This is a genomic window from Hydrogenophaga sp. NH-16 (genome assembly GCF_004006415.1).
Taxonomy (GTDB): domain Bacteria; phylum Pseudomonadota; class Gammaproteobacteria; order Burkholderiales; family Burkholderiaceae_C; genus Hydrogenophaga; species Hydrogenophaga pseudoflava.
Window position 1 is genome coordinate 2,263,028 of sequence record NZ_CP029344.1, and the last position, 24,599, is coordinate 2,287,626.

Below are 24,599 nucleotides of genomic sequence, written 5' to 3' on the forward strand. Positions count from 1 at the left end.
TATGAAACGACCGCCGCGGCGATGGCTGCTGTGGGGCGCGCTGCTGCTGCTGGTGGTGCTGCTGCTGGGCGTGCTGGTGTTCCTGGCCGCCGAGTACGAGGAATCGCGCGACCAGGAGGCGCTGGAGCGCGACGCCGCCGCACTGGCAGGCGACATTCGCAGTGGACTGGTGCGCAACGTGCAGACCCTGCAGGCGCTGCACAGCGTGGCCCCCACAGCCGCCTCGTGGCAGGACCCGGCCGCCGAGCTGCTGGAGCAGCACCGCGAACTGGTGCGGCTGGAGTGGCGCGACGCCGGTCTGCGGCTGCTGGCCGAGCGCGACTCGTCCTATGTGTCCGACCTGTACGGGCAGATGGCGCGCACCCAGGCCCTGCCCGACGTGCGCCAGGCCTGCGAGAGCGCCCAGCGGGTGTCCGGCCCCTCCTTCTCGCCCAGCTACTTCTGGCCCATGAGCAGCGGCCTGGGCATGGAGCTGATGGAGATGTGCCTGCCGGTCGTGCGCGCCGGCGCAGCCGAAGGCTACCTGGTGGCGACCTACGCCCTGCCCGGCCTGTTGTCGGAGCTGACCAACAAGGCGCTGCTGCGCAACCGCGGCCTGGCCTTCACCGAGGTCGATGGCACCCGGCTGGCGCTGCACAGCACCGTCTCGGGCAGCCGCAGCCTGCAGGTGGCCAGCGCCCTGCTGGACCTGCCGGGCCACACGCTGATGCTGCGGCTGGAGAGCCCGCGCAGGGTCGTCGGCCTGTTCCCCAACGTGCTGACGGCGGTGGTGGGTGCGCTCTCGCTGGCCCTGCTGGCGGTGCTGGTGCTGCTGGGGCGCGACATGCGGCGGCGCCAGCGCGCCGAGACCGAGGTGGCCGAGGCACTGGCCTTCCGCAAGGCGATGGAGAACTCGCTGGTGACCGGGTTGCGCGCGCGCGACATGAACGGCCGCGTGACCTATGTGAACCCCGCGTTCTGCCAGATGGTGGGCTTCTCCGCCAGCGAGCTGATCGGCTCGGGCCTGCCCGCGCCCTGGTGGCCACCCGAGCTGGTGAACGAGTACCAGCAGCGCCAGGCGGTGCGACTGGCCGGCCAGGTGCTCCCGCGCGAGGGCTATGAATCGGTGTTCCAGCGCAAGGACGGCACGCGCTTTCCGGTGCTGATCATCGAGGCGCCGCTGATCGATGCCCAGGGTACGCAGACCGGCTTCATGAGCGCCATCCTCGACCTGAGCGAGCAGCGCCGCGTCGAGGAGCTCAACCGCGCCTCGCAGGAGCGGCTGCAGGCCACCGCGCGCCTGGCCACCGTCGGCGAGATGGCCTCGCTGCTGAGCCACGAACTGAACCAGCCGCTGGCCGCCATCGCCAGCTACGCCAGCGGCTCGCTCAATCTGCTGGACGACGCCGATGCACCGCCCGATCTGCTGCGCCAGGCCATGCAGCGCGTGAGCGAACAGGCCGAACGCGCCGGCCGCGTCATCAAGAGCGTGGCCGACTTCGTGCGGCGGCGCGAACAGGTGCGCGAGGCGGTGGCGCCGGCCGACCTGCTGGAGGCCATCCTGCCGCTGCTGGGCCTGCAGGCCAAGAAACTGGGCATCCGGGTGGAGACCCGCATCGCGCCCGGTTGTCCGGCGGTGCTGTGCGACCGCACCATGGTCGAGCAGGTGCTGCTGAACCTGGCGCGCAACGGCATGCAGGCGATGCCGGAGGGCGATCCGCCGCTGGCCTCGGGCCTGCGCAGCATCCAGATCCACATCGCGCCGCGCCGCGCGCAGTCCGCCGATGGCGAACCGCTGCGCAAGTCCTGGGTCGAGTTTGCGGTCACCGACCACGGGAAGGGGCTGAGCGACGAGGTGCGCGAGAAGCTGTTCACGCCCTTCTTCACCACCAAGGCCGAGGGCATGGGCCTGGGCCTGTCGCTGTGCCGCACCGTGATCGAGCAGCACGGCGGCGCCCTGACCTTCGAGCCGGCCCAGCCGCGCGGCACGGTCTTCCGCTTCACGCTGCCGGGGGTGTAACCCTCACCCTCCGCCGCTGCGCGGGTCGCTATCATCCCGCCCATGACCCAGCATCCCGACGCCAAGGTGTTCATCGTCGACGACGATGCGGGCGTGCGCGATGCGCTGGCCTGGCTGCTGCGCACGCGGCGCCTGCTCAGCGAGCGCTACGACAGCGCCGACGCCTTCCTGGCCGAGATCACCCGCTGGTCGTCCGAACCCTCCGTGCCCTGCTGCCTGCTGCTGGACGTGCGCATGCCCGGCACCAGCGGCCTGGCGCTGTTCGAGCAGCTGTTGGCGCTGCCCTGGCAGGCGGCCATGCCGGTGATCTTCCTCTCCGGCCATGCCGACGTGCCGACCGCCGTCGACGCCGTCAAGCGCGGCGCCTTCGACTTCTGCGAGAAACCGTTTTCCGACAACGCCCTGGTCGACCGCGTCGAGCAGGCGCTGGCGCTGTCGGCCCAGGTGCAGGAGGGGCGGCGCGCACAGCGCAGCGTGCAGCAGCGCCTGGACAGCCTGACCGAGCGCGAACGCGACGTGATGGACCTGGTGATCGAAGGCCTGCCCAACAAGCTGGTGGCCGACCGGCTGAACATCAGCGTGCGCACGGTGGAGGTCCACCGCTCGCGCGTGTTCGACAAGATGGGCGTGAAGTCGGCCGTCGAACTGGCCAACGCGCTGCGCCAGCTGGGGGCGCGCTGAGGCTCAGTCGTCCCGCGGATCGGGCCTCTCGGCCTTGCGCTCCTCGGGCAGTTCCCCGTTTTTCCGACCCGAGAACATGGTCCACCACACGATGAAGATCAGCAGTACCAGCGCAGCGAGCGCTTCGAGCAGCAACAGGGTCATGGACAGGGGCCGGAGCGCACTGGTTCGGTGGACGACGGCGCTGATTGTAGGCAGCCTGGCCGCCTGCACCACCGTCGAGGTGCCGCCCTCGGCGCCCGCGCCGGGCGCCCGCCCGGCCGACGGCAGCCTGCCGCCGGCCATCCAGCAGCCGGCCAGCCGCTGGGTGCCGGTGCGCTGGAGCGACCTGCCCGGCTGGGGCCTGGACAGCCTGCACGAGGTCTGGGGCGCCTGGGTGCGCGGCTGCGAGAAGCCCTCGCCGGTGCAGGCGCCGCTGTGCGCCGAGGTGCGGCCGCTGATCATGGCCGGCACCACCGAGCAGCAGGCCTGGATCGAAAGCCGCTTCCAGCCCTACCGCGTGGTCGAGCCCGACGGCAGCGCGCCGCAGGGGCTGCTCACCGGTTATTACGAACCGGTGCTGGAGGCCTCGCGCGCCACCACCTTCAGCCACCGCGTGCCGGTGTACGCGCCGCCGGTCGGCGTGCGCCTGGGCGGCAACGAGCCGCCCTGGTACACCCGGCAGGAGATCGACACCCTGCCCGCGGCGCAGGCCGCGCTCCGGGGGCGCGTCATCGCCTGGCTGTCCGACCCGATCGACGCCCTGGTGCTGCAGATCCAGGGCTCGGGCCGGCTGAACATCAAGGAGCCCGACGGGACGGTCAAGCAGGTCCGCGTGGCTTTCGCGGCGCACAACGGCCACCCCTACCAGAGCGTGGGCAAGTGGCTGCTGGACCGGCGCGAGATCCGCGAAGGCAACTGGGAGGGCATCCGCGCCTGGGCCGCGCAGAACCCCGGCCGGCTCAACGAGATGCTCTGGAGCAACCCGCGCACCGTGTTCTTCCGCGAGGTGCGCCTGACCGAGCTCAACGCCCGCTTCGGCCCCGCCGGGGCGCAGGGCGTGCCGCTGACACCGGGCCGCTCGATCGCCGTCGATCCGCAGAGCATCCCCTACGGCACGCCGGTCTGGCTGGCCTCCAAAGGGGTGGTCTTCAACCAGCAGCGCCTGGTGATGGCGCAGGACACGGGCGGCGCCATCACCGGCGCCGTGCGCGCCGACCTGTTCACCGGCTGGGGGGGCTGGGGCGACGCGCCCTACCAGCTGGCCTCGCGGCTCAAGCAGCCGCTGCAGATGTGGGTGCTCTGGCCGCGCTGACAGCGGGTTTCAGAGGGTGGTGATGTCGGTCTGCACCGGCCAGTCCTGACCGGCACCGGGGACATGGGCCGACGGGCCGAACTGGTGTTGCAACACCATGGTGTAGCGCCCCGGGCGGTCGCTGCACAGGCGGTAGGCCTGGCCCGCCGCCTGCAGCGTGACACCGGATTCGGGGGCGGCGCGCACCTGCCACTGGTCGACATCCGGTGAGCGCAGCCGCAAGGTGACGCAGAAGCCCCGCTTCATGTTCGAGAGCACCACCAGGCGCTGCTGGCCGCTGAGCAAGCCGTCGGCGCCGCTGGTGAGTTGCGACGGGTGGCTGTTTTCGAGCACCCGCATGACGGGTGGCACGACGATGCGGAAATCCAGTGCCCCGCTGGTGGCGGGCGCCAGGGTCGTGAGTTGCGCTTCCCCCTGGCTGGCCGCGGGGGCCAGCACCAGGCCCAGGCCGACAGCCAGGGCGGACAGGAGGCGGTGTGCGGGCTTCATGCCCGCTGTATCGGCGCTCCGGGCGCGGACTTGACCCCTTGCCGACGTGCGGTGTCAGCGGGGCCGCTGCACCGGCAGGCTCAGGCGGGTGGTCTCGCGCAGGCGCAGGTCGATCGTGACCTGCCCGTCGTCAACCACGCTCCACGGCAGGGGCAGGGTGTCGTTGCGCACACTCACCGTGCGCGGGCCGGAGGCCACGAAGGGGAAGCTGAAGCGGCCCTGGGCGTCGGTGCGCACCGCATACCGGTTGTCCAGCGCGACCGTGACGCCAGGCACCCCGGTCTCGTTGGCGTCCTGCGTGCCGCTGGCGTTGTCGTCGAAATACACGATGCCTTCGATGCGGCCACCGCCCTCCTGGGGCCGGCCGCCCAGCGGGACGCTGCGGCTGCCGGCGTCGGTTTCGTAGCGCAGCACCACCAGGAAGCTGCGGTCGCTGTTGCCGGTGGTTGTTTCCGTGGGCAGAGGGGCCAGCGGGTCCAGCGGCCGGCGCTCCGGCGTCTGACCGATTGCGCGGGTGTACTGGCCGCTGATGCTCCAGTGGCGATTCAGGCGCCACTGGGCGCCCAGGTTCAGGTTGTGGCGCTGCTGGCCGTTGTCGCGCCGCTCGGTGCCGAGCTGGCCGCGCAGGTCGGCACCGTTGCTCAGCGGAGCCTGCAGCGCGAGCGCACCGGACCAGAAGTTGTCGCTGTCCTGGTTGGCGGCGTAGCGGCCCATGCCCAGGGTGGACGACAGGGTCCAGCCCAGTGGCACGGCCCATTCCTGGTCGTAGCTCAGCACCCGCGCGGGGCCCTGGAGGTCGGCGCCGCCGGCCAGTTCGAGTCGCCATCCGCTCTGGCCCCAGTCGTTGGTGCGGCGCCAGTCGGCGAAGCTGTTCCAGGCCTGGCCGTCGAAACGGCGCAATGCGGCACCGACGCTGAACTGGTTGTCCCGGTCGATGCGCCAGCGCGCGCTGGCCGAGGCGTAGCTGCCGTTGCCCACCCGCCCGCTGACCGAGCGCAGCCAGTCGTAGGAGGCTTCTGCCGACCACTGGCGGGTGCGCCACTGGCTGCGCAGGGTGGCGCCCTGCACGTCCGAGGGCATGGCCTGCGCGGCCCAGCTCAGACCGGGGTCGAGCCGGTACAGGCTCAGGCCGTGCTGGCGCGGGCCCTCGTCCCATTCGCTGTCCACCCAGACGCCCTGGGCGCTCACGCCGCCCGCGCCGGTGCGGCTGCTCACCAGCTGGGCCTGGCTGCGGTGGCTGGCGCTGTCCCGCCGCAGGGCGAGGTGGCTGGCGTCGGCGTCGGTGCGTCCCGAGGGGTTGTCCAGCGTGGCGCTGGTGAGCACATCGGTGGCGCGTTCGTGCTGCAGGGCGAGCGTCCAGCCGTCCGGCTCGGTGGCGCGCGCGCCGGGGCTGCGCCACTGCGCGCCAGCCAGGTGGCGCCGTCCGCCCAGGCCCTGGAATCCGGTCACCGGCTGGCTGGTGAGCTGGCCGGGCTCACCGCCCGCGGCCAGCAGCTGCAGCCCCTGTCCCGTGTGTTCCCACTGGCCGCTGAGCCCGCGCAGCTGGGTGCTCGGGAGCAGCACGCGCGAGGGCAGGCGCGACAGGTCGGTGCCGGGGGCGGTGATCACGCCCAGATCGTGGTCGCCGGTCCAGCCGCCGGGCAGCGGCAGTGCGCGCTGGCGCAGCGTCAGGGTGTATTCGCGCGGGCTGGGCGAGACGCTGCCGTCCATCGACAGCATGCCGTGGTTGGGGGTTTCGATCAGGCCTTCCAGGGCGTAGGCCAGGCGGGTGCGGCGCGAGGCGTCAAAGGACTGGTTGCCAAGCCGGGTCTCCAGGCGCAGGTAGCGCGGCCAGCCGCCGCGGTCGTAGTCGTTCTGGCCGTCGTTCTCGTCGGCCAGTGGCGCCAGGCCCTCAATGATCCGGTCCTCGTAGGGCGCGGGAGCGGGGGCGTTGGCCGCGTTCTGCGCCTGCGCCTGCGCCGCGCCCAGTGCCAGGGCGCCGGCCAGCAGCCAACCTCCCCGGATCATGGGGCGAAGCTCGCGTCCAGCGGCAGCTTGTTCTTGCCGGATTCCAGCTGGCCCCGGACCTTGATCGGAAAACGCAGCGTGGGTGCGTTCTTGCCGTCGACCGCCACCGGCGCGAGGGCGATGCGGCGGGTCTCGCCGGGCAGGATGGGCAGGTCGGCGGGCGACATCTCGGCGCTCTGGCCGGCAGCGTCGGTGGCGTCCAGGAAACCCTCGACCCGGCCGGTGGCGGTGCCGGTGTTGCGCACCCGCACGGTGGCGGTGGGCTGGCCGTTGGCCTGGACAGTCTCGGTGCCGGCGATCGACAGGGCCGGCGCCACGTCGCCGATGGCGGCGTAGACGATGACGCCGATGCGCCCGCCCACGGGGAAGCTCACCGCGCCCTCGACCTTGGCGGCCTCCAGGCCCTCGACCATGATGGCGAAGCGGCACTCGCGCGGCGGGGTGCCGGCCGGCGGGGCGATCTCGAATCGGTAGCGGTAGCGGGCCCCGGGCTGCAGGGTCAGCTCGCGCCGTTCGATCGCCACCCAGGGGCGGCAGCTGTCCGGGGCCAGCTCGTTCGTGAACGCGACCTGGTGGTCGGCATCGAGCGTCCAGTCGTTGGTGTAGATGCGGTAGTTGCCGGCGGCGCGGCCGACGTGCTGGATTTCGAGCACCTGGCGCAGCGGCTGGCCGGCCGCGGTCCGGACCTCGAAGCGCGGCGGCGAGATGAAGGCGGCAAAGCCCTGGGCCCAGGCCATCGCGGGCAGCAGGACGAGCAGGGAAAATGAAACGAGGCGGCGCATGTCGGCGGGTCAGTCGGTGTCGAACTCGAAGTGGAAGTTCAGGCGGCGGCTGGCGCTCTGCCAGTCGGGGCCGGAGCGCAGGCGCACCTGCATCTGGTCGCGCAGGCTGTCGGCGCCGATGGTGCCGGCCCAGACCAGTGCACGCTCGCCCGAGACCAGGCGGCCCGAGCGCAGCGGGCCGTTGGTGGTCCAGACGGCTTCGATGGATGAGGCCTGGTCGAGCGGCAGCACCATGTAGATGCGCCCGCTGCGGCCCACCCAGTCGCGGGTGTCGATGTGCAGGTGCACGCGGACCCAGGTTTCCATGCCGCCGTCGCGGTCGCCCGGGGTCTGGGGCAGCCACTCCATCTGCGCGGTGGGCGGCGTGGTGTGGCTCTGCGAGTCGTCCAGGCGGTGGGTGCCCGCGCTGGCGGAGGCGCAGGCCAGGGCCAGCACCAGGCCGGTCAGGAGACTTGTGTTCACGGGCTGCTCAGGGTGTAGGTCACCCGGCCGTTGTAGGTGCCGGCCGCGCGGATGGCGCTGTTGGCGTAGCGGAACGTGTGGCAGTTCTCTATATAGGTATTGGCCGGGATCGTGGTCAGGGTCTGGGTGCCACCGTTGAAGGTCCCGGCCGGGATCACGTTGGGCACGCCGCTGCCCGCCGCCGAGACGGTCCAGCTGATCTCGTTGAACGGGATGGTGTCGCCTGCAGTGGTGGTCAGGCTGGCGGGCGAGGTGACGCGCAGCATGGCGCTGGCGGGCCCGTTGCCGGGATTGCTGCGCCGGTAGGAGGCGCCGATCATCACCTGCGCGGACGGTGTCGGGCAGGTTCTGTAGCGGTCCCCGTAGAGGCTGGCGGACTGCGTGCTGTTGCTGGTCATGGCCTGCGGCGCGCCCGACAGCAGCTGGGCGGCGGTGAGGTCGGCGCTGACCAGGTTGACCGTGCCGCTGTTGCCGTCGGCGGTGCCGTTGCCGACGTGCAGGAAGACCCGGCGCGAGGCCGCGGCGATGGTCAGCGACCAGGCCTGGGCGGGCAGTGCCTGCAGCCCGGCGCATACCACCAGGCCGGCGCCGATCAGGCGCAGCAGGGAGGGGGGCGGGGCGGTCTTCATGGCTGTGTCGTGTTCCGCCACCGGTGGTGCGGACACCAGGGCGCGGGCGACCGCCGGCGCAGGCCGGCCAGCGGTCGGGCGGCGCAAGGTCAGGGCATGGCCGCGGTGTAGGTCACGCGGCCGTTGGTGGTGCCGTAGGTGCCCGGAGCGACCACGGCCGAGTTGGCGTAGCTGAAGGTCCAGTTGGCCGAGCGGTCGGTGATCTTGGTGCCCGACGACAGGGTGACGTTGCTGGCCACGCCGGCGCCGGTCAGGGGGATGGCCGGGCTGGGCAGTGCCGCCAGGCTGGAGGTGGCCGTGATCTCGGACCAGGCAATGGTGTCGGCGGTGCCGTTGGTCAGGGCGCCGGTGGTGTTGGCGGTCAGGGTGATCTGGCCGTTGTTGCCCAGCACGCGCACCGGCACCACGTTGCCGGTGATGGCGCCTGCGGGGTTACCGGTGCCAATGGCCGACGGGTTGCTGCTGTAGTCGAAGGTCACCGTATCCACCGTGGTGTTGGTGGTCAGGCCGGCCGCACCGGTGCCCACACCCAGGAACAGCACGCGCGGCACCACGATGCGGAAATCCAGGCGGGCGTTGGCATCGCCGGTGCCGATGGTCAGCTGCGACTCGGCCGATGCGAGCAGGGGGGTGGCCAGGGCCAGAGCCAGGGCGGACTTGAGGATCAGGGAGGACTTGTTCACGACGTTTCCTTCTTCAGGGTTGCGCAGCGCCGATGAACACTTTCTGATGCCATCGTCCCGCTGCTGAGCAGGCCGTACTGTACGCAGCCTGTCCCCTGGGGCCAAGAGACACGGTGGGGAAAAGTCACACTTTTCAAAGACTTGGCCGCCATTCCCGACCCAGCGGTCAAACCAAGGGGATAAGCGGTATCAAAAAGTGCTCAAGTTTCGGATCGGTTGGCCGAGCCGACACTTTGGTTCACAAGATGCCCCAGCGGCAGCGCGCTGCTGGCCTTGACCTCCCCGAGCGAAAAGCTGGTGTGCAGGTCCTTGACGTTGGGCAGGTGGATCAGCACCTCGCGCGCGAAGCGGCTGAACTCGGCCAGGTCGGGGCACACCACCTGCAGCTCGAAGGTGCCCGAGCCACTGATGTAGTGGCAGCTGACGATCTCCGGGATCTGCCGGATGGCCTTCTCCATCTGGCCCAGCGCGTCGCCGCTGTTGCGTTCGGCGTCCAGCCGCACGAAGGCCAGCACACCCAGGCCGATCTTGCTGCGGTTGAGCTCGGCCCGGTAGCCGGTGATGAAGCCGGCCTCCTCCAGCGCCCGCACCCGGCGCCAGCAGGGCGCGGCCGACAGCCCGACCCGGCTGGCCAGCTCGGCGTTGGTCAGCCGGCCGTCGGCCTGCAGTTGGTTCAGGATGGCCAGGTCGAACTTGTCCAGTGTTTCCATGAATCCGTATTTTGAGAAAGACTCTTTCTTGAATATCGCAAAACCGGGCACGAAAAGCAAACACCTGTCGGCGACCGGGGCATACACTGAGCGGCACACTGGCACCAGCCTACCCGGCTGTCTGTTGGTCACCGATCCGCCCACAAGGCGGGCACTTCCACCCCCGCAGGAGACAACAAGATGAACGCCCCACTGCCCGAGCACATCCGTCGCGCGCTCGAAACCGTCACGCTGGACGACAAGTACGCCCTCGACCACGGGCCCGCCTTCATGAGCGGGGTCCAGGCCCTGGTGAAGCTGCCGATGCTGCAGCGCCAGCGCGACGCCATGGTCGGCAAGAACACCGCGGGCTTCGTCAGCGGCTACCGGGGCTCGCCGCTGGGCGGCTACGACCAGGCGCTGCAGAAGGCCGCGCCCTACCTGAAGCAGCAAAACGTGGTGTTCCAGCCCGGGGTCAACGAAGAGCTGGCGGCCACGGCCGTGTGGGGCACGCAGCAGCTGGGCTTCGCGCCCAAGGGCAGCAACAAGTTCGACGGCGTGTTCGGCATCTGGTACGGCAAGGGACCGGGCGTGGACCGCTGCTCCGACGTGTTCAAGCACGCCAACATGGCCGGCACCACGCCCTGGGGCGGCGTGATCGCGGTGGCCGGTGACGACCACGTGGCCAAGAGCTCCACCGCCGCGCACCAGAGCGACCACATTTTCAAGGCCTGCGGCCTGCCGGTGTTCTTCCCGTCCACGGTGCAGGAAATCCTCGACCTCGGCCTGCACGCGTTTGCCATGAGCCGCTTCAGCGGCGTGTGGACCGGCATGAAGACGATCCAGGAGATCGTCGAGTCCAGCGCCACCGCCATGATCGATCCCGAGCGGGTGCAGATCGTGATTCCCGAGTTCGACATGCCGCCGGGCGGCCTGCACATCCGCTGGCCCGACGCGGCGCTGGACCAGGAGGCCCGGCTGTTCGACTACAAGTGGTACGCGGCGCTGGCCTACGTGCGCGCCAACAAGCTCAACCACAACGTGATCGCCGGCCCGCACGACCGCTTCGGCATCATCGCCAGCGGCAAGGCCTTCAACGACACGCGCCAGGCCCTGCTCGACCTGGGTCTGGACGACGCCACCTGCCGCCAGCTGGGCATCCGCCTGCACAAGGTGGCCGTGGTGTGGCCGCTGGAGGCGGGCATCACGCGCGAGTTCGCCACCGGGCTGCGCGAGATTCTGGTGGTGGAAGAGAAGCGCCAGGTCATCGAATACCAGCTCAAGGAAGAGCTCTACAACTGGCGCCCGGACGTGCGCCCCAACGTGCTGGGCAAGTTCGACGAGGTCGAAGGCGATTACTCGGGCGGCGAGTGGAGCCGCCCCAACCCCAGCAGCCACCAGCTGCTGCGTGCGAACGCCGACCTGAACCCGGCCCTGATCGCGCGCGCCATTGCGCGGCGCCTGAAGAAGCTGGGCATTCCCTCGGACATCGAGGCCCGCATCGACGCACAGCTGGCCATCCTCGACGCGCAGGAGCGCTCGACCCAGACCCTGCTGGCCGGCGCCTCGGCCGACGCCAATCGCCAGCCCTGGTTCTGCTCGGGCTGCCCGCACAACACCTCGACCCGCGTGCCCGAGGGCTCGCGCGCCATGGCCGGCATCGGCTGCCACTTCATGACCATCTGGATGGACCGCGCCACCGTGGGCTTCACCCAGATGGGCGGCGAGGGCGTGCCCTGGGTCGGTCAGCAGCCCTTCAGCAACGACCAGCACATGTTCGCCAACCTGGGCGACGGCACCTACTTCCACAGCGGCCTGCTGGCGGTGCGCCAGAGCATCGCCGCGGGCGTGAACATCACCTACAAGATCCTCTACAACGACGCGGTCGCGATGACCGGCGGCCAGCAGGTCGGCGAGCGGCCCGAGGGCCACAGCGTGGTGCAGATCGCGCAGAGCATGCGCGCCGAGGGCGCGGTGAAGATCACCATCGTCACCGACGAGCCGGAGAAGTACGCGTCCGTGCAGGGCCTGCCCAGCGGCATCGCGATCCAGCACCGCGACACGCTGGACGCGGTGCAGCGCGAGTTCCGCGAGATCAAGGGCACCACGGTCATCATCTACGACCAGACCTGCGCTACCGAAAAGCGCCGCCGCCGCAAGCGCGGCACCATGGTCGAGCCCGACAAGCGGGTGGTCATCAACGAGCTGGTCTGCGAGGGCTGCGGCGACTGTGGCGAGCAGAGCAACTGCCTGAGCGTCGAGCCGCTGGAAACCGAATTCGGTCGCAAGCGCCGCATCAACCAGAGCAGCTGCAACAAGGACTTCTCCTGCGTCAAGGGCTTCTGCCCCAGCTTCGTCACCGTCCAGGGCGGCCAGCTGCGCAAGAAGGACAAGAAGGGAGCGGCTCTGGCATGGTCCGGCGCCGAGCCGCCGCTGCCGCGCCTGCCCCAGCTGACCGACGAGGCCTGGGGCATCGTGGTGGCCGGCGTGGGGGGCACGGGCGTCATCACCATCGGCCAGCTGCTGGGCATGGCCGCCCACATCGAAGGCCGGGGCATCGTCACGCAGGACGCGGCGGGCCTGGCGCAGAAGGGCGGCGCGACCTGGAGCCATGTGCTCATCGGTGCCAGCCAGGACCACATCCGCACCACGCGCGTGGGCACGGCCTCGGCCGATCTGGTGATCGGCTGCGATCCCCTCGTGGCCGCCGGCAAGGAGACGCTGCAGCGCCTGCGCGCGGGCCGCAGCCATGTGGCCCTGAACACCAGCGCCACCCCCACGGCTGCGTTTGTGAAGAACCCGCAGTGGCAGAACCCGGCGCAGGCCTGCGTGGACTCGCTGGTCGCCGCCCTGGGCGATGCCGCGGTCGGTCGCTTCGACGCCGAATCCGCCGCCACGCGCCTTATGGGCGACTCGATCTACACCAACCCCATGATGCTGGGCTACGCGTGGCAGAAGGGCTGGGTGCCGCTGGGGCTGGAGTCGCTGATGCGCGCCATCGAGCTCAACGCGGTGCAGGTGGAGAAGAACAAGCAGGCCTTCGACTGGGGCCGCCGCGCGGCCCACGACCCGCAGGCCATGGCCGCGCTGCTGGCGCCGGCCACCCCGGCGCAGGTGATCCAGTTCAAGAAGCGCGACACCGTCGAGGAACTGGTGGCCCGCCGTGCGGACTTCCTGACCGCGTACCAGAACGCCGCCTACGCGCAGACCTACAAGGACTTCGTGGAGCAGGTGCGCCAGGCCGAGAGCCGCCTGGGCAAGACCTCGCTGACCGAGGCGGTGGCGCGCTACCTGTTCAAGCTGATGGCCTACAAGGACGAGTACGAGGTGGCCCGCCTGCACACCGACCCGGCCTTCCGGGCGCAGATCGCCGAGCAGTTCGAGGGCGACTATCGCTTGCAGCTGCACCTGGCGCCGCCGCTGTTCGCGAAGACGAACGACAAGGGCGAGCTGATCAAGCAGACCTATGGCCCCTGGATGCTCAAGGCCATGTCGGTGCTGGCCCGCTTCAAGGGCCTGCGTGGCACCGCGCTGGATGTGTTCGGCCGCACCGAGGAGCGCCGCACCGAGCGCGAGCTGATCGTGCAGTACCGCGCCGACATCGAGGGCCTGCTGGCCGGTCTCAACGCCGACTCCCATGCCCTGGTGCTGGAGGTCGCGCGCCTGCCCGAGCAGATCCGCGGCTTCGGCCACGTCAAGGCCCGGCACCTGGCGGCTGTGCAGACCCGGCGCGAGCAGCTGCTGGCCCAGTGGCGCGAGAGCACCGCCGGCGCGCCACGCAGCCGGGCCGCCTGAGCCAGACCCCTCGTCCGGCCAATCCCCCGGTCGCCGGCCGGGGGAGACCGCGACTTACAATGACCGGTTCCGCCGCAAGGCCCGGCTGGGTGCGCCCGCCGGGCCTTCGGTTTGTCCCCTGACCTTTTCGTTGGAGACCGTCCCGTGTTCATTTCTTCTGCTTATGCCCAGGCCGCCGCTGGCGCCGGTGACACCCAGAGCACCCTGATCAGCATGCTGCCCCTGGTGCTGATGTTCGTGGTGCTGTATTTCGTGATGATCCGGCCCCAGATGAAGCGCCAGAAAGAGCACAAGGCCATGATCGAAGCGCTGGCCAAGGGCGACGAGATCGTGACCGCCGGTGGCTTCCTGGGCAAGGTGTCCAAGATCGGTGAAACCTACATCGGCGTGGAACTCGCCGACGGCATGGAAGTCCAGATGCAGCGCACGGCGGTTGTCCAGGTGCTGCCCAAGGGAACCATCAAGTAACCAGCCGGCGCCGAAGGCCCTGACATGAACCGTTATCCGCTCTGGAAGTACCTGATCATCGCGGTCACGCTGGTGGTCGGGGTGCTGTATTCGCTGCCCAACCTGTTCGGCGAATCGCCGGCGGTGCAGGTCTCGGCCGCCCGCTCCTCCGTCAAGGTCGACGAGACCACGCTGACGCGTGTGGAGCAGGCCCTCGGGCGCGAGAGCCTGGCGCCCACGCTGATCCAGCTGGAGGGCGGCTCGGTCAGGGCCCGTTTCGATTCCACCGACAACCAGCTCAAGGCCCGCGACGCCATCGAGCGCACGCTCAACCCCGATCCGGCCAACCCGGGTTTCGTGGTGGCACTGAACCTGGTGCCGCGCACACCGGCCTGGCTGGCGAGCATCGGCGCGTCGCCGATGTACTTGGGCCTGGACCTGCGCGGTGGGGTGCACTTCATGCTGCAGGTCGACATGCCGGCGGCGCTGCAGCGCAAGGCCGATGTGCTGGCCACCGACCTGCGCACCGCGCTGCGCGAGAAGAACGTGCGCCACGGTGGCATTCAGCGCAACGCGACGACCATCGAGTTGCGCGCCCGCGACGAGGCGACCGCCACGGCCATCGAAAACCTGATCGCCGACCAGTTCGCCGATCTGCAGGTGGTGCGCACACCCGACGGCGCCGAATTCCGCCTCACCGCCACGCTCAAGCCGCAGGCCGCGCTGGCGGTGCAGTCCCAGGCGGTCAAGCAGAACATCACCACACTGCACAACCGGATCAACGAACTTGGCGTGGCCGAGCCGGTGATCCAGCAGCAGGGCGCCGACCGCATCGTGGTGCAGCTGCCCGGCGTGCAGGACACGGCCAAGGCCAAGGACATCCTAGGCCGCACGGCCACCCTGGAGCTGCGCCTGGTGGACGAAAGCACGGAAGGTCTGGCGGCCGAGAGCGGTTCCGGCATGGTGCCCTTCGGTTCCGAGAAGTACCTGGAGCGCAATGGCCGCCCGGTGATCGTCAAGCGCGAGGTGCTGCTCACGGGCGAGAACCTCACCGACGCGCAGGCCGGCTTCGACGACCAGCAGCAGCCGGCGGTTCACCTGACGCTCGACGGCAAGGGCGCGCGCATCTTCCGCGACGTGACGCGCGAGAACATCAACAAGCGCATGGCCATCATCCTGTTCGAGAAGGGCAAGGGCGAGGTCGTGACGGCCCCGGTGATCCGCTCCGAGATCGGCGGCGGGCGCGTGCAGATTTCCGGCAGCATGACGACGGTCGAAGCCAACGACACCGCGCTGCTGCTGCGCGCCGGTTCGCTGGCCGCGCCGATGGAAATCATCGAGGAGCGCACCATCGGCCCGAGCCTGGGCAAAGAGAACATCGAGCGAGGCTTCAACAGCGTGATCTGGGGCTTCGTCGTGATCGTCGTCTTCATGTGCATCTATTACATGCTGTTCGGCGTGTTCTCCAGCCTGGCACTGGGCTTCAACCTCGTGCTGCTGGTGGCGGTGCTGTCGATGCTGCAGGCCACGCTGACGCTGCCGGGCATTGCGGCCATGGCGCTGGCGCTGGGCATGGCCATCGACGCCAACGTGCTGATCAACGAGCGGGTGCGCGAGGAGCTGCGCAACGGATCTTCGCCCCAGACAGCGATCAACATCGGCTACGACCACGCCTGGGGCACCATCCTGGACTCCAACGTCACTTCGCTGATCGCCGGCATCGCACTGCTGATCTTCGGTTCCGGCCCGGTGCGCGGCTTCGCCGTGGTGCACTGCATCGGCATCCTGACCAGCATGTTCTCGGCCGTGGTGTTCTCGCGCGGCCTGGTCAACCTCTGGTACGGCCGGCAGAAGAAACTCAAGAGCGTGTCCATCGGCACGGTGTGGCGCCCCGAGGGCGGTAGTGCGGTGGCCAAGGCCGACTGACCGGGAATACGAAGATGGAACTGTTCCGTATCCGCAAGGACATCCCGTTCATGCGCCACGCGCTGGTGCTCAACGCGATCTCGGCCATCACCTTCGTGCTGGCAGTGTTCTTCCTCGTCTCGCGCGGCCTGAACCTGTCGGTGGAGTTCACCGGTGGCACCGTGATGGAGGTCGCCTATCAGCAACCTGCCGATCTGGAGTCCGTGCGTTCGGTGATCGAGGGGCTGGGCTACGCCGATGTGCCGGTGCAGAACTTCGGCACCTCGCAGGACGTGCTGCTGCGCCTGCCCGCCCGGGAGGGGCTGAGCTCCGGCCAGCAGAGCGAGGCGGTCATGGCCGCGCTGAAGGCGCAGGACCCTGCCGTCCAGCTGCGCCGCACCGAGTTTGTCGGCCCGCAGGTCGGGCAGGAACTGGTGCAGCACGGCCTCATGGCGCTGGGTCTGGTGATCGTGGGCATCATGATCTATCTGGCGGTGCGCTTCGAGTGGAAGTACGCGGTGTCGGCCATCATCGCCAACCTGCACGACGTGATCATCATCCTGGGCTTCTTCGCCTTCTTCCAGTGGGAGTTCTCGCTTGCGGTGCTGGCGGCCGTGCTGGCCGTGCTGGGCTATTCGGTCAACGAATCTGTGGTGATCTTTGACCGCATCCGTGAAACATTCCGCCGCCAGCGAAAGATGTCCACGGTCCAGATCATCGACCGCGCGATCACCTCGACCATCAGCCGGACCATCATCACCCACGGTTCGACGCAGATCATGGTGATGTCCATGCTGCTGTTCGGTGGCCCGACGCTGCACTACTTCGCCATGGCGCTGACCATCGGCATCCTGTTCGGCATCTATTCCTCCGTATTTGTGGCGGCGGCCATCGCGATGTGGCTGGGCATCAAGCGCGAAGACCTGATCAAGACGTCCGCCAAGTCTGCATCGGGCGATCCGGACGATCCGAACAGCGGGGCGGTGGTCTGAGCTTCCGGGGTTTGTCTGCGCTCTTGAGCCGAGGGAAAAGCCCGGGTTGAAGAGGAATGTGAGCGTTGTCTTTCGTGTCATACTGACTTCCTGTGGCAACCCCCGATCAGCATGTTTCGTCTCTGGCCAAGCAGGCGCGTGAACTCTTCGTGGTTCATGTGGGACGGGTCTTGCCCGAACTGGTCAAGGCGGCTGAAAACCGGTTGACAGCCATCCTGGACCAGGCTGGCCCGGCGCGTGAAATGCAGGAGCGCCGCGACGCGTGGACCGCGTTCCAGAAGTCCCAGGGCATGTGGCTGAACCAGAGTCGCAAGGCCCTGCAGCGCACCCTGTTGCCCCGCACCACTTCGCAACACTCCGGGCAGTTGCCTCTGACGGGCCGTCTGGAGCTGCTGGCCGAAGGCGCGATCGACGATCAGATTCTGGCCTCCCGCTTGGCCATGCGTGTGCTGGAGCAGGTGGCCAGCGAACTCAACGAGTTGCGGCTGCGCATTCAACACCTGGAGAAGCGGCAGGAGCTGCCGCGAGGCGACGTGCTGCTGCCGGATGTGGTGTGCCGCATTCTGGTGGACCAGTGGCTGGATGTGCAGATGACCCGTGAGGCCTGGTCACTGGTGCAGGACGCCATTTCACCGGTGTTGGCGAAGTCGATGCTGGAAGCCTACAAGGCTGCCAACGAGTTTCTTGTGTCCAGCGGTGTGATGAAGGAGATTGATCTGCAGGCGCTGGTCAGGCGCGCGCCCGGCAGCCGGTCACCAGCGCCCTCCTCTGCCCGGGACGCCACACCGGAAGCGCCGGCTGCAGGATCGGGCTGGGGGCGGGCGTCGGGTCATACCCCAGCGGGCGCTGCAGCGTTTTCCCATGGCGAGTCCGGCGGCGGGCTTGGCACCGGAGGTTCCGGGGGCAGCGCCTTTGCAGGCGCCCCTCCAACGGGGCGTGCGCCCTCGGGCATGGGGGTTCATGACGAAACCCGCATGATGACCCATTCGTCGCCGCTGGCGAGAGCCCGGATGAGGGCGCAAGGTGTTGTGGGGCGCCTGCGGCGTCTGCTGGCTGACAAGATCGGCGGCGACTTCGAAGCCACACAGCTGCTGCCCTCGTCCCCGCGGCTGCAGCAGGCCATGATGGACGTGGCCCCGATTCCGATGCCGGATGTGGTCACCACCGGCTCAGGTGGCGTTCGGTCGGTCGCTCCTCCCATGGACCACTCGCATGTGGCCCAAGCGGCAACCGCCCTGCGCCAGCGCACGGTCGAGCTCAAGCAGGCGGCTTCGACGCCCTCCGAAAAGGCCACTATCGAGGTGGTGGCCCTGATGTTCCAGAGCATCCTGGCAGAGGAGCGGATTCCGCCCAGTGTGCGGGTCTGGTTCGCGCGTTTGCAGATACCCGTGTTGCGCGTGGCCCTGGCCGAACCCGAGTTCTTCAGTGCACTTCAGCATCCGGCGCGCCAGCTCATCGATCGGATGGGATCCTGTGTGCTGGGCTTTGAATCCAATGTCAGCTCTGTGGCGCTGGAGGCGGAGATCAAGCGGGTGGTGCAGGTCATCGAGCAGTACCCCGAAACCGGCCGCCGAGTGTTCCAGCTTGTGCTGGACGAGTTCCAGAAGTTCTTGTCCACGTACCTCACCGAGCAGGGCGGCGCCAGCCGCTTTGTCAGCGTCGCACAGCAGGTGGAGCAGAAGGAAACACTGTCGGTGCAGTACACCATCGAGTTGCGCAAGCTGCTGGACGACATCACCGTGCGCGAAGAGGTGCGCGAGTTTCTGTTCAAGGTCTGGGTCGAGGTTCTGGCAGTCGCCAGCGTCAAGTACGGCGTCAAGCACGAAGAAACCGCCTCGCTCAAGCGGGTGGCATCCGACCTGCTCTGGGCGGCCAGTGCCAAACCCAACCGCAATGATCGGGCGCGCGTGATCCAGCAGTTGCCGGGTTTGCTGCAGCGGCTGCGACAGGGCATGAGCCTGCTGGGGTACTCGCCCAGCATGCAGGATGGACACATCAAGTCCGTGAGCGACACGCTGGCCGATGCCTTCATGTCGCGCACCGAGGCGATCTCGCAGGAAAGCCTGGACAAGTTGTCCGATCGCCTGACGAATCTGGAGGACTACCTGCCCGACAGCGGCGTCGGCGACCTCGACCTGGACAACGAAAGCATCGAGATGATCACTGGGGTGGACGCCACCAACATCGAGGTGATTCGCCAGGGCGGCAGTCAGCCCACCGAAGCCATGAGGGCCTGGGCCCAGGAGTTGCAGATCGGGTCCTGGTTTGGCCTTGATCACAACGGCAAGCTCAACAGCGTGCAGTTTGCCTGGCGCAGCGAGCGGGGACAGCTGTACCTGTTCGTGACGAGCGTTGGTCGCTGCTTCCTGATCCAGGCCACGCGCGTGGCCGCCTACCTCCAGGCAGGTCTGCTGGTGCCCAGCGAGGACGAGGCGCTGACCGTGCGCGCGACCCGCGACGCGCTGGCCAAACTCGACGCCAACCCCGAGCGACTGCTCGGCTGAGTCACACCTGGCCGGTGCGCTGGAACAGGCCGCCCTGCAGCCGCCCGACCTGCCCGTCCAGCTCCAGCTCCAGCAGACGGACCTGCAGCGCTGCGGTGTCCAGTCCGGTTCGAGCCTGAAGGGCATCCAGTCCGATGGGGTCAAAGCCCATCGCGCGCAACAGCCCGTCTTCGTCAGTGGGCAATGCCGGCTCGTGCTTTGGCTGCGATGGCTCTGACAGGTGCAGATCCTCCAGAATGTCCTGTGCCGACTCGACCAGCTTGGCACCTTGCCGGATCAGTGCATGGCAGCCCCGCGACTGCGGGGCATGGATCGACCCGGGAATGGCAAACACTTCCCGGCCCTGTTCTGCGGCCAGTCTGGCGGTGATCAGGGATCCGGATCGCACCGCGGCTTCGACCACCAGAGTGCCCTGGCTCAGGCCGGCGATGATCCGGTTGCGCTGCGGGAAATTAGCCCCCAGCGGCGGCGTGCCGAGCAGGTATTCGCTGATGAGCGCGCCGGATGCTGCGATGCGACGGGCCAGCGCCGCGTGCCGCTGGGGGTAGACCGTGTCCAGTCCGGTGCCTACCACGGCGAGCGTCAGGCCACCGCCTTCCAGCGCGCCGGTGTGGGCGGCACCGTCGACGCCCAGGGCCAGGCCCGACACGACACACAGCCCCGATTCCGCCAGACTCCGTGCGAACTCGCGCGCGTTGGCTTCCCCCTGAGGGGTGGGGTTGCGACTGCCCACGACTGCCAGCTTCTGGGGGTGGCTCAAGGCATCGAGCCGACCTTGCACATGCAGCAGCAGTGGGGGATCGGCCGTCTGCAGCAGGCTGGTGGGATAGCGCGGATCGGCCAGTGTGATGACATGCCGGTCGCTGCCTTCCGTCAGCCAGGCCTGCAACCGGTCAAGGGCATCGACGAGTGTTGCGGGCTCTGACTGCAGCGCACGCGCAATGCGGGCGCTGGTGACGGTCTCCCAGGCGCTGGGGCTGTGCTTCCAGATGTCGGCTGGCAGACCGAATGCCGCCAGCAGTCGCCGCGCCGTGTCGCGGCCGACGCCTGGGGTGAGCAGCAACCTGAGCCAGGCGGCCCATTCGTCCCGCTCCATGGGCTGCCGTCAGGGGTTGGAGAAGTGGTCGCCGACCTTGACCCCGTCGACGATGTCCAGTACCAGAGCGTAGGACACCTTGTCGAAGGTCTTGAAGACCAGCATGAGCCCATTGGGCTCGCCGGGCAGACGGATCTGGGGGCGGCTTTCGTCGGTCTTGTCGATGCGGGTGCTGGAGTCGCGGATCAGGGCCAGCACGTGGCCCTCTTCAACGCCATGCGCGCGACCGCGGTTGATGGAGACCACCTGGTTCTGGGCGGCGTAGCGCACCGCATTGCCGTACACCGACACGATCTGGCCCGATGTGGGCTTGCCTGGGGCACGCGGCACGTAGTTGGGGAACTCGCGCGGCGGCTCCGGAAGCAGCCGGTCACCCACGCGGATCTCTTCCTTGGCCTTGACGATGTCGATCGTGGCGGGGACGATCTCGCCGGTTGCCACGGGCTTGAGCGGGGCTTTTTCTTCAACCGGAACGCGTGCGAAGTTGTGCGTCGTGTTCTCGTACTGGGGCTTGAACGTGTCCTTGCCTTCGGGCTTCTTGGCCGACGCCGGCTCCTCGATCTCGCGGCGTGTTTCCGGACGCACGATTTCGGCCTTCCCGACGTACTGCGCCTCATAGGCCAGCACCTCGCCAGTGCCCGGGTCTTTCAGGGGCACGGCGTTGCGGAAGACGCGGTAGGTGATGGACTTGCCGGCACCCAGGGTCAGGGCCTCTTCGGTGAGGTTGCCGGCGTCGCCGTACTGTCCCCGAGCGTAGGCGCGGTCGCCCAGGCTCAGCAGCACGCGGTTTTCGGGCGTTGCCACGATACGCGCCGCGCGCGCGTAGGTGGCCTCATCGACGATCAGGGGTTCGGTCAGGAAGGCCTCGATGGCCTGCATGTTCACTGGCGGGATGGCAGATTCGGACAGGCTCTCACTGCGCACGCGCGGTGACACCCGCACGGTGGGCATGTCGCTGCCATCGCCGGGTTTGCGGGTGCTCAGCCGGGCGCGGCCGCCGCTCCTGTCCAGGTACAGGACCTGGCCGGGATAGATGCGGTGGGGGTTCTTGATCTCCTCCAGGTTCATGCCCCAGAGCTCCGGCCAGCGCCAGGGGCTCTTGAGGAAGATCTTGGAGATGGCCCAGAGGGTGTCGCCACGTTTGACCGTGTGGCTGTCTGGCGCATTGGGGGCCAGTTCCGACAGGGGCACGCCGGCTTGCGCCACCTGGTTGGCAGTGGCGCGCTGGCTGGCGGTGACCGGAAGATTTTGTGCCGAGGCGGCGCCGGCGAGGGTGGCCATGGCCACCAGGCAGGCGGATGCGGGGCCTGTCAGGTGCAGGGCAGTCGGAAGGTATTTCAATCGCATGTGTGGGCCCCTGGGGCTGGCGAAAATTGGCGCGTCGGACTTGACAATTCGCATTTGATTTTGCGCCCAAGCCCTTGATTAGGCAATATTAATAGGTCCTGGCATCCACCCGGGAATGCAAAAGTGGCGAAAATAGCGACAAACGTCCCGACCCAACGGTGGCCCGGCGCAAATCGCCGCACGGCTGCTTTTCCGGCGAAATGGCCCGCCGGCCCATGGCATTGAAATGAACGCACCCGAACTGCTCCCCATCCTGCGGTACCCTGATCCGCGCCTGAACACCGTCGCAAAACCGGTGGGGGATGTGGACGACCGGGTGCGCGCACTCGCCGACCGCATGCTGGCCACCATGTACGACGCCCATGGGATCGGGCTGGCCGCAACGCAGGTGGACGTGCACGAGCGCCTGATCGTGATCGACGTCAGCGAATCGCGCGACCAGCCGATGGTGCTGATCAACCCGGTGATCGAATGGGCCAGCCCGGAAACCCGCAAGGGCGAAGAAGGCTGTCTTTCCGTGCCCGGCATCTACGACGGTGTGGAGCGTTCCCTGGCCATCCGCGTCAGCGCGCTGGATGAACAAGGAAAAAGCCGGGTCATTGAGGCCGAAGGCATGCTGGCGGTCTGCATCCAGCACGAGATGGACCACCTCATGGGCAAGGTGTTTGTGGAATACCTCTCGCCGCTCAAGCGCAACCGGATCAAGAGCAAGCTGCTGAAATCCCAGCGCGAAGCGCAGCGCGGATGACACCCATGCGCGTGGTGTTTGCCGGCACGCCGGAATTTGCGCGTGTGGCCCTGGAGCGGCTGCATGCGGCCGGTTTCGCGGTGCCGCTGGTGTTGACGCAACCCGACCGACCGGCCGGTCGCGGCATGAAGCTGCAGGCCTCGCCAGTCAAGCAGTTCGCCCTGGCGCAGGGCATCGAGGTGGCGCAGCCCCGCAGCCTGCGGCTGGACGGCAAGTTTCCGGACGACGCCGCCACGGCGCGCCAGGCCCTGCTGGCCGCGCGGCCCGATGTGATGGTGGTGGCCGCCTATGGTCTGATCCTGCCGCAGTGGGTGCTGGACCTGCCACGCCTGGGCTGCCTGAACATCCACGCCTCGCTGCTGCCGCGCTGGCGCGGTGCGGCACCCATCCACCGGGCCATCGAGGCCGGCGATGCCGAGACCGGCGTGACCATCATGCAGATGGACGCGGGGCTGGACACGGGCGACATGCTGCTGGCCGAGTCCCTGTCCATCGGCGCCACCGACACCACCGGCGGCCTGCACGACCGTCTGGCCGACCTGGGGGGGCGGATGATCGTCGAGGCGCTGGAACTGGCCTCCTGCGGTGGCCTGCGGCCGGTGCCTCAGCCGGCCGAGGGCGTGACCTACGCGGCCAAGATCGAGAAGGCGGAGTCGCTGATCGACTGGCGCCGACCGGCGGCAGAGATCGAGCGCCGGGCACGGGCCTTCTCGCCCGCTCCCGGGCTGGTCACCGAGCTGGCCGGCGAGGCGGTCAAGGTGTGGCGGGTGGCGGTTGACAGCGCCGATGGCGGCATTGCCGCGCCCGGCCAGATCCTGTCCGCCGGGGCGCAGGGCATCCGCGCGGCGACCGGCGACGGCGTGCTCACCCTGCTGGAACTGCAGCGTGCTGGTGGCAAGCGTTTGCCGGCCCGGGAGTTCCTGCAGGGCTTCGCGCTGACCCCGGGACAGGTCTTCGGCGCGCAGACTGCTTGATGTTTTTCCTGGCCGAGCACCGCCGCCGACCGGAATTCCGCGAAGGCATCACCGACCAGGGCTCGGTGGCCATGGGCATTGCGGCCTGGGGCCTGATGACCGGCGTGGCCATGGTGCAGTCGGGCATGTCGCCGCTGGAGGCGCTGCTGATGACACTGATCGTCTACGCTGGCAGCGCCCAGCTGGCTGCGGTGCCGATGATCGGTGCGGGCGCGCCGATGTGGGTGATCCTGGCGGCGGCGTTCTGCGTGAACCTGCGCTTTGTGGTGTTTTCCGCGCACCTGCGGCCCTATCTGATGCACCTGCCGCGCTGGCAGCGCCTGATCAGCGGCTACGTGACCGGGGACCTGAGCTACGTGTTTTTCGCCAAACGCTACCCGCACCCTGGCCGCAATGCCGAGGAGCTGGCGCAGCAGCAGGCCTACCTGATGGGCAACTGCGCGGTCAATTACGTGGCCTGGATGGTGGCGAGCGTGGCCGGCGTCCTGCTGGCCAACATGGTGCCGCTGTCCTGGGGGCTGGGCTTCGCCGGCATCCTGGCGCTGCTGGGGGTGCTGTGTTCGCTGGCCACGTCCCGGCTGCGCGTGGTCTCGGCCGGCGTGGCGGCCACGGCGGCGGTGGCCGCCTGGGCGCTGCCGCTGCGGCTAAACATCCTGGTGGCGATCGCGAGTGCGGTGGCCATCTGCCTGGTGATCGAACACACGAGGACATCGGAGCCTGGACATGCCGGACATTGATCTGTACACCCTGCTGACCATCGTCGCGCTCGGCGTGGTCACGGTGATCACGCGCGGCTTCTTTCTCATCTCCGATCGGCCCTGGACGCTGCCCCACTGGGCCCAGCGTGGCCTGCAGTACGCGCCGATTGCCGCGCTGTCGGCCGTGGTGCTGCCCGAGATCGTGATGAGCCAGGGGCAGCTGGTGCAGACCTGGATGGATGCGCGGCTGTTTGCCGCCGTGGTGGGCGCGGCCTATTTCTTCTGGCGCAAGGGTGTGCTGGGCACCATCGTCTCCGGCATGGCGGTCTACCTGCCGCTGCACGTCGGTCTGGGCTGGTGAGGCGCTGAGTGGGACAA

22 protein-coding genes are annotated in these 24,599 nt (G+C 68.7%); 12 read left to right on the forward strand and 10 right to left on the reverse strand.

All coding sequences use genetic code 11. The features are described from left to right. The first annotated feature begins 1 nt into the window (after position 1). Positions 2-1,999, forward strand: a complete 1,998-nt coding sequence (locus tag DD542_RS10945) for a PAS domain S-box protein (protein WP_127805687.1) — start codon at positions 2-4, stop codon at positions 1,997-1,999. Between the two features lie 42 nt (positions 2,000-2,041). Beyond that, a complete protein-coding gene (locus tag DD542_RS10950; protein ID WP_066159312.1) occupies positions 2,042-2,680 on the forward strand; it encodes a response regulator in 639 nt (212 codons plus the stop codon). 3 nt (positions 2,681-2,683) lie between these two features. On the opposite strand, the gene DD542_RS23570 is transcribed toward DD542_RS10950, so the two are convergent. Beyond that, positions 2,684-2,824, reverse strand: coding sequence for a hypothetical protein (locus DD542_RS23570; protein WP_164868308.1), 141 nt, complete (start codon positions 2,822-2,824; stop codon positions 2,684-2,686). Here DD542_RS23570 and DD542_RS10955 point away from each other — a divergent pair. Beyond that, the gene (locus tag DD542_RS10955) at positions 2,757-3,974 is read left to right on the forward strand and encodes an MltA domain-containing protein (RefSeq protein ID WP_127805688.1); all 1,218 of its coding nucleotides are present in this window, start codon (positions 2,757-2,759) and stop codon (positions 3,972-3,974) included. The two genes, DD542_RS23570 and DD542_RS10955, sit on opposite strands and share 68 nt — an antisense overlap. 9 nt (positions 3,975-3,983) lie before the next feature. Here DD542_RS10955 and DD542_RS10960 read toward each other — a convergent pair whose 3' ends face one another. The 7 genes from DD542_RS10960 to DD542_RS10990 form a co-directional block, all read right to left on the reverse strand. After that, positions 3,984-4,463 carry a hypothetical protein gene (locus DD542_RS10960; RefSeq protein WP_127805689.1) on the reverse strand — a complete coding sequence of 160 codons (480 nt, stop codon included), beginning with the start codon at positions 4,461-4,463 and terminating at the stop codon, positions 3,984-3,986. A gap of 54 nt (positions 4,464-4,517) precedes the next feature. Further along, positions 4,518-6,470 carry an SdrD B-like domain-containing protein gene (locus DD542_RS10965; RefSeq protein WP_127805690.1) on the reverse strand — a complete coding sequence of 651 codons (1,953 nt, stop codon included), beginning with the start codon at positions 6,468-6,470 and terminating at the stop codon, positions 4,518-4,520. Beyond that, positions 6,467-7,252 carry a hypothetical protein gene (locus DD542_RS10970; protein WP_127805691.1) on the reverse strand — a complete coding sequence of 262 codons (786 nt, stop codon included), beginning with the start codon at positions 7,250-7,252 and terminating at the stop codon, positions 6,467-6,469. The genes DD542_RS10965 and DD542_RS10970 overlap by 4 nt, the downstream gene beginning before the upstream one ends. A 9-nt stretch (positions 7,253-7,261) precedes the next feature. After that, positions 7,262-7,714 carry a hypothetical protein gene (locus DD542_RS10975; RefSeq protein ID WP_127805692.1) on the reverse strand — a complete coding sequence of 151 codons (453 nt, stop codon included), beginning with the start codon at positions 7,712-7,714 and terminating at the stop codon, positions 7,262-7,264. Continuing rightward, positions 7,711-8,343, reverse strand: a complete 633-nt coding sequence (locus DD542_RS10980) for a hypothetical protein (protein WP_127805693.1) — start codon at positions 8,341-8,343, stop codon at positions 7,711-7,713. Before DD542_RS10980 ends, DD542_RS10975 begins: the two co-directional genes overlap by 4 nt. 89 nt (positions 8,344-8,432) lie before the next feature. Further along, positions 8,433-9,026, reverse strand: a complete 594-nt coding sequence (locus DD542_RS10985) for a hypothetical protein (RefSeq protein WP_127805694.1) — start codon at positions 9,024-9,026, stop codon at positions 8,433-8,435. Between the two features lie 200 nt (positions 9,027-9,226). Further along, entirely contained in the window at positions 9,227-9,736 is a 510-nt protein-coding gene (locus DD542_RS10990) for an Lrp/AsnC family transcriptional regulator (RefSeq protein ID WP_079364851.1), read from the reverse strand. A gap of 180 nt (positions 9,737-9,916) precedes the next feature. Here DD542_RS10990 and DD542_RS10995 point away from each other — a divergent pair, with 180 nt between their 5' ends. The 5 genes from DD542_RS10995 to DD542_RS11015 all read left to right on the forward strand — a co-directional run bounded on the left by DD542_RS10995 (position 9,917) and on the right by DD542_RS11015 (position 19,358). Continuing rightward, positions 9,917-13,510 (forward strand): indolepyruvate ferredoxin oxidoreductase family protein, encoded by a 3,594-nt coding sequence (locus tag DD542_RS10995; RefSeq protein WP_127805695.1) that lies wholly within the window; start codon positions 9,917-9,919, stop codon positions 13,508-13,510. A gap of 144 nt (positions 13,511-13,654) precedes the next feature. Continuing rightward, on the forward strand, positions 13,655-13,978 hold the full coding sequence (yajC, locus tag DD542_RS11000) for a preprotein translocase subunit YajC (RefSeq protein WP_066159282.1): 324 nt from the start codon (positions 13,655-13,657) through the stop codon (positions 13,976-13,978). 24 nt (positions 13,979-14,002) lie between these two features. After that, on the forward strand, positions 14,003-15,883 hold the full coding sequence (secD, locus tag DD542_RS11005) for a protein translocase subunit SecD (RefSeq protein ID WP_066159280.1): 1,881 nt from the start codon (positions 14,003-14,005) through the stop codon (positions 15,881-15,883). 14 nt (positions 15,884-15,897) lie between these two features. Beyond that, a complete protein-coding gene (gene secF, locus DD542_RS11010) occupies positions 15,898-16,854 on the forward strand; it encodes a protein translocase subunit SecF (RefSeq protein ID WP_066159277.1) in 957 nt (318 codons plus the stop codon). Positions 16,855-16,946: 92 nt separating this feature from the next. After that, positions 16,947-19,358 (forward strand): DUF1631 family protein, encoded by a 2,412-nt coding sequence (locus DD542_RS11015; protein ID WP_066159275.1) that lies wholly within the window; start codon positions 16,947-16,949, stop codon positions 19,356-19,358. Between the two features lies 1 nt (position 19,359). On the opposite strand, the gene dprA is transcribed toward DD542_RS11015, so the two are convergent. Then, positions 19,360-20,454: a DNA-processing protein DprA gene (gene dprA / locus DD542_RS11020; protein WP_127805696.1), complete on the reverse strand. Its 1,095-nt coding sequence runs from the start codon at positions 20,452-20,454 to the stop codon at positions 19,360-19,362. 9 nt (positions 20,455-20,463) lie between these two features. Continuing rightward, entirely contained in the window at positions 20,464-21,735 is a 1,272-nt protein-coding gene (locus DD542_RS11025) for a LysM peptidoglycan-binding domain-containing protein (protein ID WP_206610797.1), read from the reverse strand. 292 nt (positions 21,736-22,027) lie between these two features. Here DD542_RS11025 and def point away from each other — a divergent pair, with 292 nt between their 5' ends. The 4 genes from def to DD542_RS11045 are packed head-to-tail and all read left to right on the forward strand — an operon-like array spanning position 22,028 to position 24,582. Further along, positions 22,028-22,549 carry a peptide deformylase gene (def, locus tag DD542_RS11030; protein ID WP_127805698.1) on the forward strand — a complete coding sequence of 174 codons (522 nt, stop codon included), beginning with the start codon at positions 22,028-22,030 and terminating at the stop codon, positions 22,547-22,549. A 5-nt stretch (positions 22,550-22,554) separates the two neighbouring features. Next, the gene (fmt, locus tag DD542_RS11035) at positions 22,555-23,523 is read left to right on the forward strand and encodes a methionyl-tRNA formyltransferase (protein ID WP_127807367.1); all 969 of its coding nucleotides are present in this window, start codon (positions 22,555-22,557) and stop codon (positions 23,521-23,523) included. Beyond that, entirely contained in the window at positions 23,523-24,260 is a 738-nt protein-coding gene (locus tag DD542_RS11040) for an AzlC family ABC transporter permease (RefSeq protein WP_066159260.1), read from the forward strand. The genes fmt and DD542_RS11040 overlap by 1 nt, the downstream gene beginning before the upstream one ends. After that, entirely contained in the window at positions 24,247-24,582 is a 336-nt protein-coding gene (locus DD542_RS11045) for an AzlD domain-containing protein (protein ID WP_066159257.1), read from the forward strand. Before DD542_RS11040 ends, DD542_RS11045 begins: the two co-directional genes overlap by 14 nt. Positions 24,583-24,599 lie beyond the last annotated feature (17 nt).

Excerpts from the sequence above, each read along its gene's own strand:
- DD542_RS10945 (WP_127805687.1), top strand. The coding sequence starts at position 2 with ATGAAACGACCGCCGCGGCGATGGCTGCTGTGGGGCGCGCTGCTGCTG.
- DD542_RS10950 (WP_066159312.1), top strand. The coding sequence starts at position 2,042 with ATGACCCAGCATCCCGACGCCAAGGTGTTCATCGTCGACGACGATGCG.
- DD542_RS10955 (WP_127805688.1), top strand. The coding sequence starts at position 2,757 with ATGGTCCACCACACGATGAAGATCAGCAGTACCAGCGCAGCGAGCGCT.
- DD542_RS23570 (WP_164868308.1), bottom strand. The coding sequence starts at position 2,824 with ATGACCCTGTTGCTGCTCGAAGCGCTCGCTGCGCTGGTACTGCTGATC.
- DD542_RS10960 (WP_127805689.1), bottom strand. The coding sequence starts at position 4,463 with ATGAAGCCCGCACACCGCCTCCTGTCCGCCCTGGCTGTCGGCCTGGGC.
- DD542_RS10965 (WP_127805690.1), bottom strand. The coding sequence starts at position 6,470 with ATGATCCGGGGAGGTTGGCTGCTGGCCGGCGCCCTGGCACTGGGCGCG.
- DD542_RS10970 (WP_127805691.1), bottom strand. The coding sequence starts at position 7,252 with ATGCGCCGCCTCGTTTCATTTTCCCTGCTCGTCCTGCTGCCCGCGATG.
- DD542_RS10980 (WP_127805693.1), bottom strand. The coding sequence starts at position 8,343 with ATGAAGACCGCCCCGCCCCCCTCCCTGCTGCGCCTGATCGGCGCCGGC.
- DD542_RS10990 (WP_079364851.1), bottom strand. The coding sequence starts at position 9,736 with ATGGAAACACTGGACAAGTTCGACCTGGCCATCCTGAACCAACTGCAG.
- DD542_RS10995 (WP_127805695.1), top strand. The coding sequence starts at position 9,917 with ATGAACGCCCCACTGCCCGAGCACATCCGTCGCGCGCTCGAAACCGTC.
- secD (WP_066159280.1), top strand. The coding sequence starts at position 14,003 with ATGAACCGTTATCCGCTCTGGAAGTACCTGATCATCGCGGTCACGCTG.
- secF (WP_066159277.1), top strand. The coding sequence starts at position 15,898 with ATGGAACTGTTCCGTATCCGCAAGGACATCCCGTTCATGCGCCACGCG.
- dprA (WP_127805696.1), bottom strand. The coding sequence starts at position 20,454 with ATGGAGCGGGACGAATGGGCCGCCTGGCTCAGGTTGCTGCTCACCCCA.
- DD542_RS11025 (WP_206610797.1), bottom strand. The coding sequence starts at position 21,735 with ATGGCCACCCTCGCCGGCGCCGCCTCGGCACAAAATCTTCCGGTCACC.
- def (WP_127805698.1), top strand. The coding sequence starts at position 22,028 with ATGAACGCACCCGAACTGCTCCCCATCCTGCGGTACCCTGATCCGCGC.
- fmt (WP_127807367.1), top strand. The coding sequence starts at position 22,555 with ATGCGCGTGGTGTTTGCCGGCACGCCGGAATTTGCGCGTGTGGCCCTG.
- DD542_RS11040 (WP_066159260.1), top strand. The coding sequence starts at position 23,523 with ATGTTTTTCCTGGCCGAGCACCGCCGCCGACCGGAATTCCGCGAAGGC.
- DD542_RS11045 (WP_066159257.1), top strand. The coding sequence starts at position 24,247 with ATGCCGGACATTGATCTGTACACCCTGCTGACCATCGTCGCGCTCGGC.